The following is a 12796-nucleotide window of genomic DNA, read 5'->3' on the forward strand; positions in this document are numbered from 1 at the left end:
TTCTTTTATTGACTGATGACTTGTGCTTCTTTTGCTACAGAATCATTCACTGGCGGTAGAACAGGTTTCAAAGATTGAACTTCTGCTTGATATTGTTCAACCTTCCTTTCTAATTCCTTAATTTGGACATTTTTTTGTCGCACTTGTTGACCAGAAAGTACAAGTCGCAGAAGATGTGTCCACATACTATACAACCAAGCCAGAACTGCTCCTATCCCACTTGCCAAAAGCAATTCAATTGCAATTGGTGCTTGCACCTGTAGTTCTGGAACGATATTGATTGTTCCAGGTTGGGTGTTCTCGAGGGCAAATAAAGCCAAGGCTAAACAAAAGATAAAGATTATTACAAAGTTAATTTGTCTCATTGAAAATCAAAGACTAGATAATTGTTTTTGCCCAATGCTTCCCTGAAAATTGTGGCTAATACCATTTTGAATCGTGCTTCAACATAGCGCAACTTGCTATCCAAAAAAGTTTGAAAACGTTAAGGTTGAACATCTACAGTACTCCTATTTGAGTTGTCAAACAACTTTTGGGGTTACTCAGTACTTTTAGGAACTAGTACGTCTTCGTAGCTTAGGCTCAACTGAGAGTTTCCTGAACCACAAGCCACAGGCAGTAAACGCGTCTATGGCACTTCAGTCATTTGTACAAACAAATAAAAAACATTGGACAATTGACTTAGGACAACCTTCCAGAAGAATTTCACAAACTATTTAGGATTGCTAGAAAACAATATGCTATGAGAAGGAATCTAACTCGTAGAGTATAACATATGATATTTTTATACACCTACTAATGTGACAAAAATGCCTCGAACAAATCATAATATAAATCTTTACATTTCCCTCTGTATATGAAATTTTTATCAATCATTTCCAAGACTCCTACTCAGTTACACTGTTTCTTATGTTACCGCCTTTTATAGCATCGAAGGTAACTTTTATGGTACCAGCAATAGGAACTGCAACCAGTGTTCCTAATAAACCAGCAATCTCAAATCCCATGAGAATGGCCACAAAAATCCAGATGGGATTAACACCAATAAAATTACCAAGTAACTTGGGACCTAATAGATTATCTTTGATTTGCTGCATGAAAATGGCAGCTACAGCGACTTGAATTGCCAACCACCAATTTTGTAGCAATATTAAAAAAGTAACCAAACCAATACCTAAAGTCGCCCCGATGAAGGGGATGAGTTGAGATATACCTATGACTATGGCAAATAACAAGGCAAAAGGTACTTTCAGAACTAAGAAAATAGGAATGAGGCTAATTACCATAAACAATGCTAGCAAAATCTGGCTGAGGAAAAAGTAGTGGAAATTAAGTCGTAAAGATGTGGTTAAGGGGAATCGAATATGAGGTGGTAAGAAGTTGAATAAGCCAGACCATACTCGATCGCCATACACTAGCATATAAAATGCCAGCACTACCACCAATATCAGATCAACTAAACCCGATAACAGTGTTCCCGCAAATCCCACAACAACCGAAGCCAACTGTTGCAGCAAACTCTGAATGTTTGCATTTATTTGATTGCTGACTACCGTCAAATCTAGGGGAAAACGCCGCTTTTTAGCTAAAGCTTCAATATGCTCCAAGTTTGCTTGACTGGTGGCTAGCCAATCTGGAATTTTATTTAAAAGTTGTATTGTTTGGTCAATAACTATAGGTACGAGCGTGACGCCAAGAATGACCAAAAGCGTTAAAGTTAGCAGCAATACAATAATAACTGCTTGAGCACGGGTCAAGGCAATGCGTTCAAAGAACTTGACTGGGTAGTTCAGTAAAAAAGCCAGAATTGCTGCAATGCTCACAATGGTGATAGGGTGCTGGAATAAGCGAAAAATCACATACAGCAACCAGAGATTGAGAGCGATAATCGGACCGCTCAGGCCGTATATTAACAGACGTTGAACTGAGGCTGAACGGTACATCTTATGTTATTTGTGTTAAAACGCCTTGATACATTAAGTACAACTTGGTGAAAGCTGATGACTATATAGATTAGATAGATATAGGACTTACGCACGCGCTATTAAAAACAGTGGGTTGTGATTGCTTCCCAGAGGTCGCAATGACTATGGTTACGTTGTTCGTGCGTAAGTCCTGAGATATTTTGCAAATACACGCATAAAGTACTGAAATACGTACTTAATAATAGGAAAGTAAACGAAAATGGACAAAACGATCGCTGACCTTCGCAAAGACTACACCTTGCAAAGTTTGAGCGAAAAGGATGTAAACTCTAATCCTTTTATACAGTTTAGACAATGGTTTGACCAAGCATTAGCAGCCCAACTCCCTGAACCGAACGCGATGACTGTAGCCACCGCTACACTAAACGGTATGCCGTCAGCAAGAATTGTGCTGCTCAAAGGTTTTGACCAACGAGGCTTCATCTTTTATACCAACTACAACAGTCATAAAGGACAGGAGTTAGCAGAAAATCCTCAAGCTTCGTTAGTTTTCTGGTGGGCGGAACTAGAACGCCAAGTCCGTATTTCTGGGAGTGTAGAAAAAGTTTCCGAAAATGAGTCAGATGAGTATTTTTATAGCCGTCCTTTGAACAGTCGCCTAGGTGCATGGGCGTCTGAGCAAAGTCAGGTTATAAAGAGCCGAGAACTACTGGAACAACGGATGCAGGAGTTGCAAATTCAATATCAAAAGCAAGATGTTAAGCGACCACCACACTGGGGAGGTTTGCGAGTGATCCCCACAGAAATTGAATTTTGGCAAGGACGTTCTAACCGTCTGCACGATCGCTTGTTTTATACTCGTGTAGATGATGGCAGTTGGAAAATTCAGCGTTTGTCGCCGTAATGAAAAAACTCGCACTTTTGTATTTAGTCACATTCTTGAGCTTTGTTGTTTGCCTGTCCATCAACGCAGCACAGCCGCGTCCTGTACCTCCTCTATGGCAGGTTTATCAGCAGTCACTTCAAACAGCCAAGTATGTTGACCTCACTCATACTATTGCTCCTGCAATTCCTGTTTGGGCAGGGTTTGGTTCGTCGAAGTTTGAAGCGACTGTTAACCCAGAGACGGGCAAGGCATACACCTATCAAAAGGATGGCTTTGAGGCAACCCATTACGACTTATCTACTGACCAGCTTGGAACTCAGTTAGATCCACCTGCTCATTGGAACCCTGATTATCCAGCTATTGATGAGTTACCTGCAACCTTTGCTGTTCGTCCCTTAGTAGTCATTCCCATCCAAGATAAAGTCGCTGGTGATCCCAACTATCACCTCACAGTTAAAGATATTCAGGATTGGGAAACTCGTCATGGCAGGATTCCTGAAGGTTCAGTTGTGTTTGTCCGCTCTGACTGGTCTAAAGAATGGCCAAACCCTGAACTTGCTAAAAGAAAGAAGTTTCCTGGCGTCTCACTGCAAGCTCTTCAGTTCCTGCACTTGCAGCGTAAGATTCTGTTCCACGGACACGAACCCCTGGATACAGATAGTACACCGACTTTTGAAGGAGAAGCTTGGCTGTTGAAAAACGGATACACCCAAGCAGAAGGTGTCGCGAATTTAGATCAAGCGCCAGAGACCGGCGCACTGGTAGCAATTGGTTATCCCAAATTTCAAGGCGGTACAGGAGGTTACGCACGCTATATTGCTATCTGTCCGCCAGACTGGAAGTATGGCGTGTCGGTCGGTCAGATACCAGAATCTCCTCTGCAAAAAGCAAATAAACCACTGCGTTGGGATCAACAACTGAATGTACGAGTCAGATAGCAGATAACAGGACATTTAGGACGAGGAAAAGAGCAGTATTTACTTGACTTTTTTCAAAATTATGGATGTATAAAAATGTTACAAAAAGATTGTAATAATAACCACAAATATCTGATATATGTACTACAAGTACAAGAATCAGAACCTTTTCCTAACACTTAGGAAACCCAGTACCAAGCCCAGAAATTTAACAAACCCAGGAGAACTGTTATGAACCATCCCTTTGGTCTAGATGTTTCAGATTTAGAAGCAATAGAACTCAATTTTGAAGAGGAGCTCAATGACGAAGAGGCTGCTCAAGTCTTAGGTGGATCGGGTAAATTCACCACTGAAGCTGTTGGTGAAGAAGGAGGGACAGTCACCAGTCTATCTATAGGTGAAGAAGGAGGAGGAGGGATACAATGTATTTCTGCCCCCTGTCCAGGAAGTGAAGGAGGAGGCAATCCACCCACAAAGCCTCCAGTGACCAAAGCTCGGTTTTTTGAAAGTGGTGGTTCCATTTTTTGGTAGCCTCGTTAATTTGAAGTTTAAAGGCACGACTGGCTGAAAACTCAACGCAATCACTGCACGCCTAAGACAAAAGGCACTTTAGTAATTGACTGAAAAACGATTTCAGTTCAAATTTACATACCGTATAGTTTCAGCACTTTGCTCGAAAGTGCTGAAACTTATTGCTGTGAAATCTATTTGATTTTCGGACTTATTAAAACCGCAAATTTAAAATGAACATTTTAATCTTGGGCAATTCTTTAGATGCTCATGCTGCCCATCTGAAGAATGCCCTTACAGATGCTGGTGCGACGGTAAATTATTTCGATACTCAGCTATTTCCAACACAATTAAGGATGTCTTGGAGACCTGATACAAAGGTGGGATCTTTAGCTCTATCTGAAGAATATCAATTAAATTTCCAAGATATTCATAGTATATTTTGGCGTAACTTTTCCGGCATTCACGTTCCACAGTTAAAAGACTCAAATCAACAGTATGTTGCATTTAATGATTCAATGAGTACACTGCGCTCATTAATCCAGGCTTGTCCATGTCATTGGGTTAATTCTTGGCAAGCATACCAGTTTCATAAAGAAAAACCTCTACAACTTAGCAAAGCCCAAGAAATAGGAGTGACAATTCCAGCTACTTTGATTAGTAATCATCCAGGAGAAATTACAGAATTTGTTCAAACACATGAAAAAGTTATTTTTAAACCAGTTTATGGTGGTGCTCATACCCAGTTTTTGACACAAGAACATTTAGAACCAAAGAGATTGAACTTAGCTTTGAGTCTTTCTCCAGTCACACTACAAGAGTATATTCCTGGGACAAATATTCGTAGCTATGTTATTGGAGAATCAGTTTATTCTGCTGAAATTCGCAGTCATGCTGTAGATTTTCGCGAAGATTTGGATGCTGAGTTAATTCCGAAAGAGTTGCCAGAATCAATTCAACAACAATGTTTAGCAATAGCAAAGGCATTTATGTTAGAGTGGACTGCGATTGACTGGCGTTGTAAACCAAACGGTGAGTATATATTTTTAGAAGCAAACCCCAGTCCGATGTTTATACATTTTGAAAATCAGACTGGTTTTCCTATTACACAAAAATTAGTCAATATCTTGATGAATTAAAATCAAGCAGTTTGAGCAAAACTAAAGAATGTGGACATAATTAAAAGTAACTATGTCCGCCAGGAGTAGAATACAGCGTAATGAAGCACAGGACTATTCTGTGACTGTTCCTTGTGAAACAAATCGAATTCTGGGATCTGGCATAAAAGTGTATCTCAGATAAAAACCTGCCCAGACAAACAGAATAATGAATAAAGTACCAAAACCTAGGGGACTAGGAAGCCAAAAGACCACTTCTATATGGTTCAGTTCTCCAGTTTTGAGCTTCCACATCAACTGATTTCCATTTTTTTCTGGAAGAATGACATTTTCAGTATTTTCCACATTCCGTGCACCCCAAGGTGTGTTCAAGCCAAATTCTAAATCGAGAATTGAACCAGGATTAGCCAAAACATTTCCTTTGCTGGAAAGTATAGCAAGCGATCGCAAATCCAAGTCATAAATCAATCGATTTCGCACTAAAAGCAGGAAGTTATTCTGAAACAAGAGTAAATTAGAATCAATTTGCGGCAATTGCGAGTCAGTTTCATTTCTTACGGACTCAAGTGTTTGAGTGGTACTAGGATGGAAAAATTCATTAAACTTGGTTTGTAATTCCCGACCGTTACTAAAAGGAATTGAAACAATAACCTCTTGATTAGAAACCCTTCGTGTCTTGCCTTCCAATTTGCGAGCGCGACGCTCTATACTATTCAACCATTCATACACAGAATCACCACTAAAACTGGTTAGTCGCTCTTCCAACTTAATGTGCTGTACAAACTCGCCGGCATTTGCATTGTCAAAATTGACACCTACATCATATTTGACACAACCAGACAGTAACAGAGAAACCACAAGCACAATCCACAAAACAGGATTTTGAATTTTAGATTTGGAGCCTTCGCGCTTGCTAGAACGTCCTACGGCTGTAAGTACACGCACAAAATCTTTTGCTAAAGCATACAAACTCATTGTCAAAAAACCCCCCAAAGTCAATTACAAACTCAACCAAAACAAACCACCTAACGTTAAACCAATAACAATCAACGCCATCCAAATAAATCGATTATCTCTGGTATTGACCTGAGTGAGGTCAACAAATTCTCGTTCAGGAGGCATCTGCTTTTTGGAAGATTTGGTATTCTTTACACTCAGAGGAAGTTTGGTTTGATTGTCAGCCATTGCACCCAAATCGGGAATTTCGGTCATCCATTCCCTTGGTCGTTCTAATCTTGGTGCTTTGAGGATATAGTGTAGTTCCTTTGCTTGTTTACTCGTTTCTGAATGGGGATGGCGCTTGAGTTGTTCGCAAAGGGCGATCGCGTCTTCTGTGCGCCCTGCTGCTTCATAAGCTGTGGCTAGCCATATTTGTACCTCACCACCAAGGCGAGAATTAGGACTCAACTGGGTTCTTGCCTTTTCCAGTTGTTCAACAGCTTTTCGGTACTGCCCCTTTTCAAAGGCAACTTTACCACTTTGGTACGTAGCTTTGGCAATTTCTAGACTTTCTGAACTCACGTTTTGCACAAAAATCAGCACTGCTTTCATTGTGCCAATGCCTGTAATACTTTGGGAGTCCTTTTTTGGATTCGTGAATAAATAAAAAGACGGATGACTGGGGCTACCAAGTCATCCTACGCCGCTATCGAGAAACTGAATTAGTGACAGTGGCTATTGGGACACGGGCTTATCGCTATCAATCAGCCTCTGCTGTTCTAAAGGATTTAACTTAAATGTCCGCACTCTTTCTTGCAACTGTTGGGAAATATCTACTGTTGTTTGTAGAGAAGTGGAAACTTGGTGAGATGAGTTGCTAGTTATTTCAGAGACTTTAGCGATATCTTGCATCAGCAGGGAAACCTCTTGGGAGGTTTGCACTTGAGAGACTGTAGCGTTAGAAATCGACTGTACGAATTGGTCAATTTGACGACAGACTTCCAGAATATCATTCAAGCTGTGTTTGGTATTTTGAACCAGAGTCGTTCCTTCAACAACCTGTGTGGTTCCCAACTCCATAGCTTTGACAACTTCGCTGATTTCCAGTTGGATATTGGCAACAATTTCTTCAATTTCTGAAGTGGCTTCCCTACTTTGAGCTGCCAGCAAACCAACTTCTTCAGCAATAACAGCAAAACCTTGCGCTTGTTCACCAGCATGCGCCGCTTCAATACTACTGTTGATAGCTAGCAAGTTGGTTTGCTTGGCAATTTCATTAATCAATGCCACCATGCGCGAAATTTGTTGGGAAGATTCTCCAAGACGCTTGACTTTTTTCCCTGTTTCCCCCATTGTGTCCCGCAATTTGAGAATATTTTCGACTGTCAAGTCGATAGCTGTGTCTCCTGTTTTGGCGGCGTGATATGCTGTACGGGAAACTTCTGCGGCTTGTTGGGCATTTTTTGCCACAGTTTTAATCGATTGCCTCATTTGGTCAATAGCATCTAAACTCTGGCTAATTTCCTGTGCTTGTTTGAGTGCGTTAATTGCCAGTTCACCCATTGCTCCTGAGTTGTCTGCAACTGCAGCATTCACTTGAGTGGCTGCTAGCTTGACTTGAATAACAATCTCCTGCAAACTTTCCAATAAGGAGTTGAAAAAGTCAGCAACAGTGCCTATTTCCCCACCGGTGACTTCAGCACGCACTGTTAGGTCACCTTGAGATGCTTCTTCTAAACAGAATATCAATCTTAGCAATTGCATTTGCAGCGTTTCTTTCTGCTGGCGTTGCTGCATTGAACCTTGTTCTGCAATTTGGCGTCCTTGTTCAGCTTGCTCTAAAAGATTAGACCGTTCTAAAGCTAGCCCAACAATTCTGGCAAATTGCTCAAACAAATCAATTTCCGACTGTTCCCATAGACGTGATTGAGAACACTGATGGACAATTAACAAACCGAGCAAGTTGTTATCTATCAAAATCGGTGCGATTAAATTTGCTTTGACTGCAAACGCTTCTAGTTGTTTGATATAACACTCGTTGAGCTGGGCTTGGTAAATATCATTGATGGCGACAACACGACCCTGACGATACTTGTCAACATAATCTTTTAAACAAGGATCGTTAACTTCTGCACCTAAACAACAAGCCCAACCTGTGACTACTGATTCTGCAACGACGCTTCCATGCAAATTTTCGTCTATTTTGTAAATGACTGCTCGCTCTACTTTCAAGGCTTTACGGATGCTTTGAACCGCTAAATTGCATACATCTTGCGAGTTATGGGTTTTAGACAAGTCGATGGCAAGGTCTTTTTGTGTCTGTGCCATCTCAAGTAAACTGACACGTTCCAAGGTTAACCCAACTTGAAGCCCCAACTGCCGCAAGAAATTGATTTCACTGAACTCCCAATTATGAATTTCCTGACAGTGATGAGCAATCAAAAGACCTATGAGTTGATTTTCTTTGAAAATAGGGGTTACTAACTTCGCTTTGACTTGCAATTTTTCCATCAAATTGTGGTATTTGGGCGGAAAGCCAGCTTCCAAAAGATTGTTAATAACCATAACCCGACCTTCTCTGTAAGCCTCTATCATGTCCTGACTTATAGAGGCATCTTCAATGTTCTCCCCAAGAGCAACAGGAAAATTAGAAGCAACGGATTCGGCTACAACTTGTCCACCTCCTTGAGCATTAAAGTGATAAATAACAACCCGATCCGCTTTAAGTGCTTGTCTTGCTTCTGTAACTGTAACGTTGAATAATTCTTCACTACTCAAAGAGGAACGAATTGAGAGGAAGATATTTGTCAGTAACTTTAAGAAATGAGCTTCTGTAGCTTGTTTTTGTAGTAGATCTTGCACTTGGTCTGCCATTTTGTTGATGTTAGAAACCAAGATTGCAAGTTCGTCTTCGCCTTTAATCGCAATCCGAGTATCAAGATTGCCTTTACCCAATTTTTGAACTGCCATTGTCGCAACCAAAATTGGTCGCACGAGACTGTTAGCAACAATTGCTGCAAAGCCACCAACTAACAATTCTGTGATGAACGTCCCCATTTGCAATGCCAGCAATAATTGTCTCTGTGTTGCAAATGCAGTTGCTGTATCTACATCTAGAACTAATGCCCATTTTAATTGTGGCAACCCTTCTACTTTTGGCAAAGGCGCATAAGTTATTAATTCCTCGGTATTTTCCTTTTGGTTTGAAAATATGCCAGAAACTACCTGCTGTTGTGCTTGCAGTTTATCCCATCCCGGAATTTCTTCTTTAGCATCTTTACCTAAGTTATATCCTGCCTTGCTCAGAAAAATTTTTCTGGAATCATCTATCAAATAGTAATTTTCTTGACTTGTTTTCGATGTTGAGACTACCTTTTCTAAAGATTTGAAAAGCGTAGCTGTTTGGATAATATAAATTGTTTCACCCGTATCAATATCTTTGACAGGAGCAGATATGTAAAATTTAGCTTTATCTTTGTTTTGTGCTGCTGAAGGTAGACTGATTTCAGGTGTATTAGTTTTGAGTATTTTTTTAAAATAGTCTTCATTTTTTTGATTAGGAATGGATTGTCCTTGAGACTCAGCAAGTAAATTACCTTGAATGTCAAACACAGCAATGCTTTCATAGTTGTTTTGAGGATTTAAGTTACTTAGCTGTGCTTGCATCTGTTCACGACTCAAGACTTGCCTTAATTTGCGATTTTGCAAAAATGAGAGTTTAGAGAAAACTTCAATATCTCCATACCGTCTCAGGATGAAACTGTTTATGTTGTCCGCCAAGAAATTAGCTCTATCTTGTTTCGCATTGGTGATTTCCTTTGTAGTCGAATGGTTTACTATATTATAAGTAAACACCCCTACTAATATAATTGGTAAAGTACCGAAGGCAAAGGCAAAGGCAACTGCTTTTCTACGTAAGCTTGCTCGTCTTAACCAGGTAATAACACCCTTTTTGCGTGAATTGTGAAGATCATCAGCATACTGTATAACAGTACTTTGTTGCAACGAGTTTATGAATAAACTGTTTGGGAAATCTTTATTTTCGGTTGTGGAATGATTCTTACTTGTGTCAATCATTGTAACTTTCTACCAATTTTTTCCAATAATGTACTGGAACCAATCAAGGTTGATTTTTTTGGTAGATGCAATTTACTAGATACAAAATACTGAACAATAGCCGAGCAATTTCAGTCTAATATAGGAATTCAGTTTGATTTATGAAGTTACTCGTGAAGACGCTTAACGCTTAACAGGGAACTCTTAAGATCGAAAATACTGTTGGGGAATTAGGAGTCCTATAGTATTGGTTTATTTAATTAGATGTATTAACATCGATAGGAAAATCGACTATATCTCACTAGTCAATGAGTACATGAAATAGCATCATTAACTATTTCTATAGTCTTTGTTTTTGTCAGAAGTAACTAGTCGTTATCAACTACGTAAATTAGGGCGCAGAAAAGTTTTTCCATACTGCTTTGTTGACTCATAAACTGTCATTTTCAAGTCAAGTCAACAAAAAAGTGGTACATCATCCTGTCTACAAGAATTGTTAAATTCTTTTCTGTTGAGACACTCACTTTTGCTGTCAGCAAGAACATCAGAGCTAATTTTCCAAATTGTTGCTCACTACGCTTTTGGTACTCTACTGAAACGATAGTAGCCTATGGTGTATACAAGTTAGGTTAAATGATAATTCTCCTTAAACTTTCTAAAAGTGTATCAAGCTATTTTGCTTCTCCTTAATTCACCAGAAAATTAAGTAGAAGCACATTTGCTAAGAACACACTTTCTTAACGCATCTGTATAGATAGTCACCCTGAATACCAGCAGCTGTCACTTTCTTGAACTACCAACAATATGTTGTGATTTTAGCATTAAGACGTGGTAGTAACAGTATATCTAGATAATACTCAATATTGTTATAAAGTTTTGTCGAAGTTTTTTCAAAATCATCCAAAAGTCGCTATTTCAGACATTTCAAGCGGAAAAAGGGATAAAAACTCCACTTGTCAAGATATAGCTTCTTTAAAGACAAACACAAGCATGGCGATCGCTCTCATATTTTATCAAGATTTTTTAGCCATATAGACTTTCTGTCTATCTCCAGTCGAGGTCTACACGACAAAATGAAGGTAACAATCGAGCACAGGTTTTCTGTATCTGACAATGATTTTTTTACAATTCTTTTTCACAATTTATGGTACTTTTTGTCTTTATTTTTTCTCTGAAAAAATGTTTTGACGTTACTTTATATGAAAACATAGTTAAATTAGGAAGGTTTTACAACCACTTATGTAATTGTATTAACCATTACATGTTATTTCTATTAAACTTACAATTATCAAGCTGATAAATTGATATCTAGCTAATAGATGGATGATGAAAATAGCACACTGTTTCAAAAAGTTCTTTTATTATACATCATAACTAACTATGAACCAAGGGCAACAAACTGCTATTGAAGGCATCTACGAAGTGTGTATCGGCGTCAAAGAAGCAATTTCTGCTATTCAATACTGGGAACTCTTTGGCTATCGCGTTGGTCAAGTCGGTGAGTTATCACAAGCAGGAGCATATCAACTGTATGGTGTCAATTCGTCCTTACGTTCGATTCGCCTTTACCATCAATATATAGATCATGGTTTGCTTCGCCTGATGATTTGGGAAAATCCCACAAATCAGGGATTAGGGATGGGGTCAATGAAAGTGAAGGGAAATCGTTGGGCAACGACCTTAACAGACGATGTGTTGAACATTTTAAATCATGTGGAGGAGGCAAAAGCAGCCGGTTGGGAAATTAAAAATACATTCCCTCGCTGGGAAGTGATTTACAACAAAGAGAAAAAAAGCCGTCCTTTCATCGAACCAGTGATCGGAGTGCGAGAAATGCTCTTATTGCAACCTTTAATGCGACAGGTTTTCTTTGAGAGATTTGGTTATACTTTACCATATTATGGGAACATTAACATAAATTCTCCCCTGAAGACAAGCCAGTTTACTCATATGGGGATGATCATTCAGGATGACAGCAAAGAAACTCTAAAGTTTTATGACGAAGTTTTAGGTTTGCTGCGCGTGCGTGACGATGTAGAGACAAGCTACGAATCTTCTCTCGCAGGTCGAGAAATTTTCGATCTTCAAAAGGGGGAAAAGTTTTATCTTACCGCCTTTGATGATCCCCGGTCTTCTCAAACAAATATATTTGCTGCACGTTCCGGGAGACTTTATATGATTCGCTTTCCAGATTTAATCGAATTAGATTCTAGGTTTGAACTTGCACAACCGGGTTGCTTGGGAGTTTGTCTTTACACCTACCGGGTGCGAGGACTAGATATGTATTGCGATCGCATCAAAGCAAGTCCTGTGCAGAAGTATACAAATATCGTTCCCAACGAGTTTGGAGAAATGAGTTTTTCTTTTGTTGCACCAGATGGTTACTTTTGGACGTTGTTAGAAGCTTCGTAAAGTTGTTAAAAGATAGATGAAGTGTTGTAAATT

General features: G+C 39.5%; 10 protein-coding genes. 5 read left to right on the top strand and 5 right to left on the bottom strand.

Translation table 11 applies throughout. The annotated features are described in order from the left end of the window. Window positions 1–5: 5 nt before the first annotated feature. Together AC5JM2_RS25110 and AC5JM2_RS25115 are read right to left on the bottom strand one after the other, a co-directional pair. Window positions 6–365, bottom strand: a complete 360-nt coding sequence (locus AC5JM2_RS25110) for a lipopolysaccharide assembly protein LapA domain-containing protein (RefSeq protein WP_495837538.1) — start codon at window positions 363–365, stop codon at window positions 6–8. 522 nt (window positions 366–887) lie between these two features. Beyond that, window positions 888–1943: an AI-2E family transporter gene (locus tag AC5JM2_RS25115; RefSeq protein WP_495837539.1), complete on the bottom strand. Its 1056-nt coding sequence runs from the start codon at window positions 1941–1943 to the stop codon at window positions 888–890. Window positions 1944–2184: 241 nt separating this feature from the next. On the opposite strand from AC5JM2_RS25115, the gene pdxH reads away from it, so the two are divergent. The 4 genes from pdxH (at window position 2185) to AC5JM2_RS25135 (ending at window position 5377) form a co-directional block, all read left to right on the top strand. Next, entirely contained in the window at window positions 2185–2829 is a 645-nt protein-coding gene (gene pdxH, locus AC5JM2_RS25120) for a pyridoxamine 5'-phosphate oxidase (RefSeq protein ID WP_495837540.1), read from the top strand. After that, complete coding sequence (locus AC5JM2_RS25125) at window positions 2829–3749, top strand: cyclase family protein (protein ID WP_495837541.1); 921 nt, start codon at window positions 2829–2831, stop codon at window positions 3747–3749. The genes pdxH and AC5JM2_RS25125 overlap by 1 nt, the downstream gene beginning before the upstream one ends. A gap of 210 nt (window positions 3750–3959) precedes the next feature. Next, complete coding sequence (locus AC5JM2_RS25130; protein ID WP_495837542.1) at window positions 3960–4259, top strand: hypothetical protein; 300 nt, start codon at window positions 3960–3962, stop codon at window positions 4257–4259. Between the two features lie 212 nt (window positions 4260–4471). Beyond that, complete coding sequence (locus tag AC5JM2_RS25135; protein WP_495837543.1) at window positions 4472–5377, top strand: ATP-grasp domain-containing protein; 906 nt, start codon at window positions 4472–4474, stop codon at window positions 5375–5377. Between the two features lie 93 nt (window positions 5378–5470). Here the strand turns inward: AC5JM2_RS25135 and AC5JM2_RS25140 are convergent, their stop codons facing one another. From AC5JM2_RS25140 to AC5JM2_RS25150, 3 genes are all read right to left on the bottom strand, one after another. After that, complete coding sequence (locus AC5JM2_RS25140; RefSeq protein WP_495837544.1) at window positions 5471–6331, bottom strand: DUF3153 domain-containing protein; 861 nt, start codon at window positions 6329–6331, stop codon at window positions 5471–5473. A gap of 24 nt (window positions 6332–6355) precedes the next feature. Continuing rightward, a complete protein-coding gene (gene bamD / locus AC5JM2_RS25145; protein WP_495837545.1) occupies window positions 6356–6907 on the bottom strand; it encodes an outer membrane protein assembly factor BamD in 552 nt (183 codons plus the stop codon). 123 nt (window positions 6908–7030) lie between these two features. After that, window positions 7031–10372 (bottom strand): GAF domain-containing protein, encoded by a 3342-nt coding sequence (locus AC5JM2_RS25150; protein ID WP_495837546.1) that lies wholly within the window; start codon window positions 10370–10372, stop codon window positions 7031–7033. A gap of 1359 nt (window positions 10373–11731) precedes the next feature. On the opposite strand from AC5JM2_RS25150, the gene AC5JM2_RS25155 reads away from it, so the two are divergent. Beyond that, entirely contained in the window at window positions 11732–12763 is a 1032-nt protein-coding gene (locus AC5JM2_RS25155) for a VOC family protein (RefSeq protein ID WP_495837547.1), read from the top strand. Window positions 12764–12796 lie beyond the last annotated feature (33 nt).

It is taken from the genome of Brasilonema angustatum (assembly GCF_059505445.1).

Bases quoted from the DNA above. Each gene is read 5' to 3' on its own strand.
- AC5JM2_RS25140 (WP_495837544.1), bottom strand. From the start codon at position 6,331: ATGAGTTTGTATGCTTTAGCAAAAGATTTTGTGCGTGTACTTACAGCC.
- pdxH (WP_495837540.1), top strand. From the start codon at position 2,185: ATGGACAAAACGATCGCTGACCTTCGCAAAGACTACACCTTGCAAAGT.
- AC5JM2_RS25130 (WP_495837542.1), top strand. From the start codon at position 3,960: ATGAACCATCCCTTTGGTCTAGATGTTTCAGATTTAGAAGCAATAGAA.
- AC5JM2_RS25150 (WP_495837546.1), bottom strand. From the start codon at position 10,372: ATGATTGACACAAGTAAGAATCATTCCACAACCGAAAATAAAGATTTC.
- AC5JM2_RS25115 (WP_495837539.1), bottom strand. From the start codon at position 1,943: ATGTACCGTTCAGCCTCAGTTCAACGTCTGTTAATATACGGCCTGAGC.
- AC5JM2_RS25110 (WP_495837538.1), bottom strand. From the start codon at position 365: ATGAGACAAATTAACTTTGTAATAATCTTTATCTTTTGTTTAGCCTTG.
- AC5JM2_RS25135 (WP_495837543.1), top strand. From the start codon at position 4,472: ATGAACATTTTAATCTTGGGCAATTCTTTAGATGCTCATGCTGCCCAT.
- AC5JM2_RS25155 (WP_495837547.1), top strand. From the start codon at position 11,732: ATGAACCAAGGGCAACAAACTGCTATTGAAGGCATCTACGAAGTGTGT.
- bamD (WP_495837545.1), bottom strand. From the start codon at position 6,907: ATGAAAGCAGTGCTGATTTTTGTGCAAAACGTGAGTTCAGAAAGTCTA.
- AC5JM2_RS25125 (WP_495837541.1), top strand. From the start codon at position 2,829: ATGAAAAAACTCGCACTTTTGTATTTAGTCACATTCTTGAGCTTTGTT.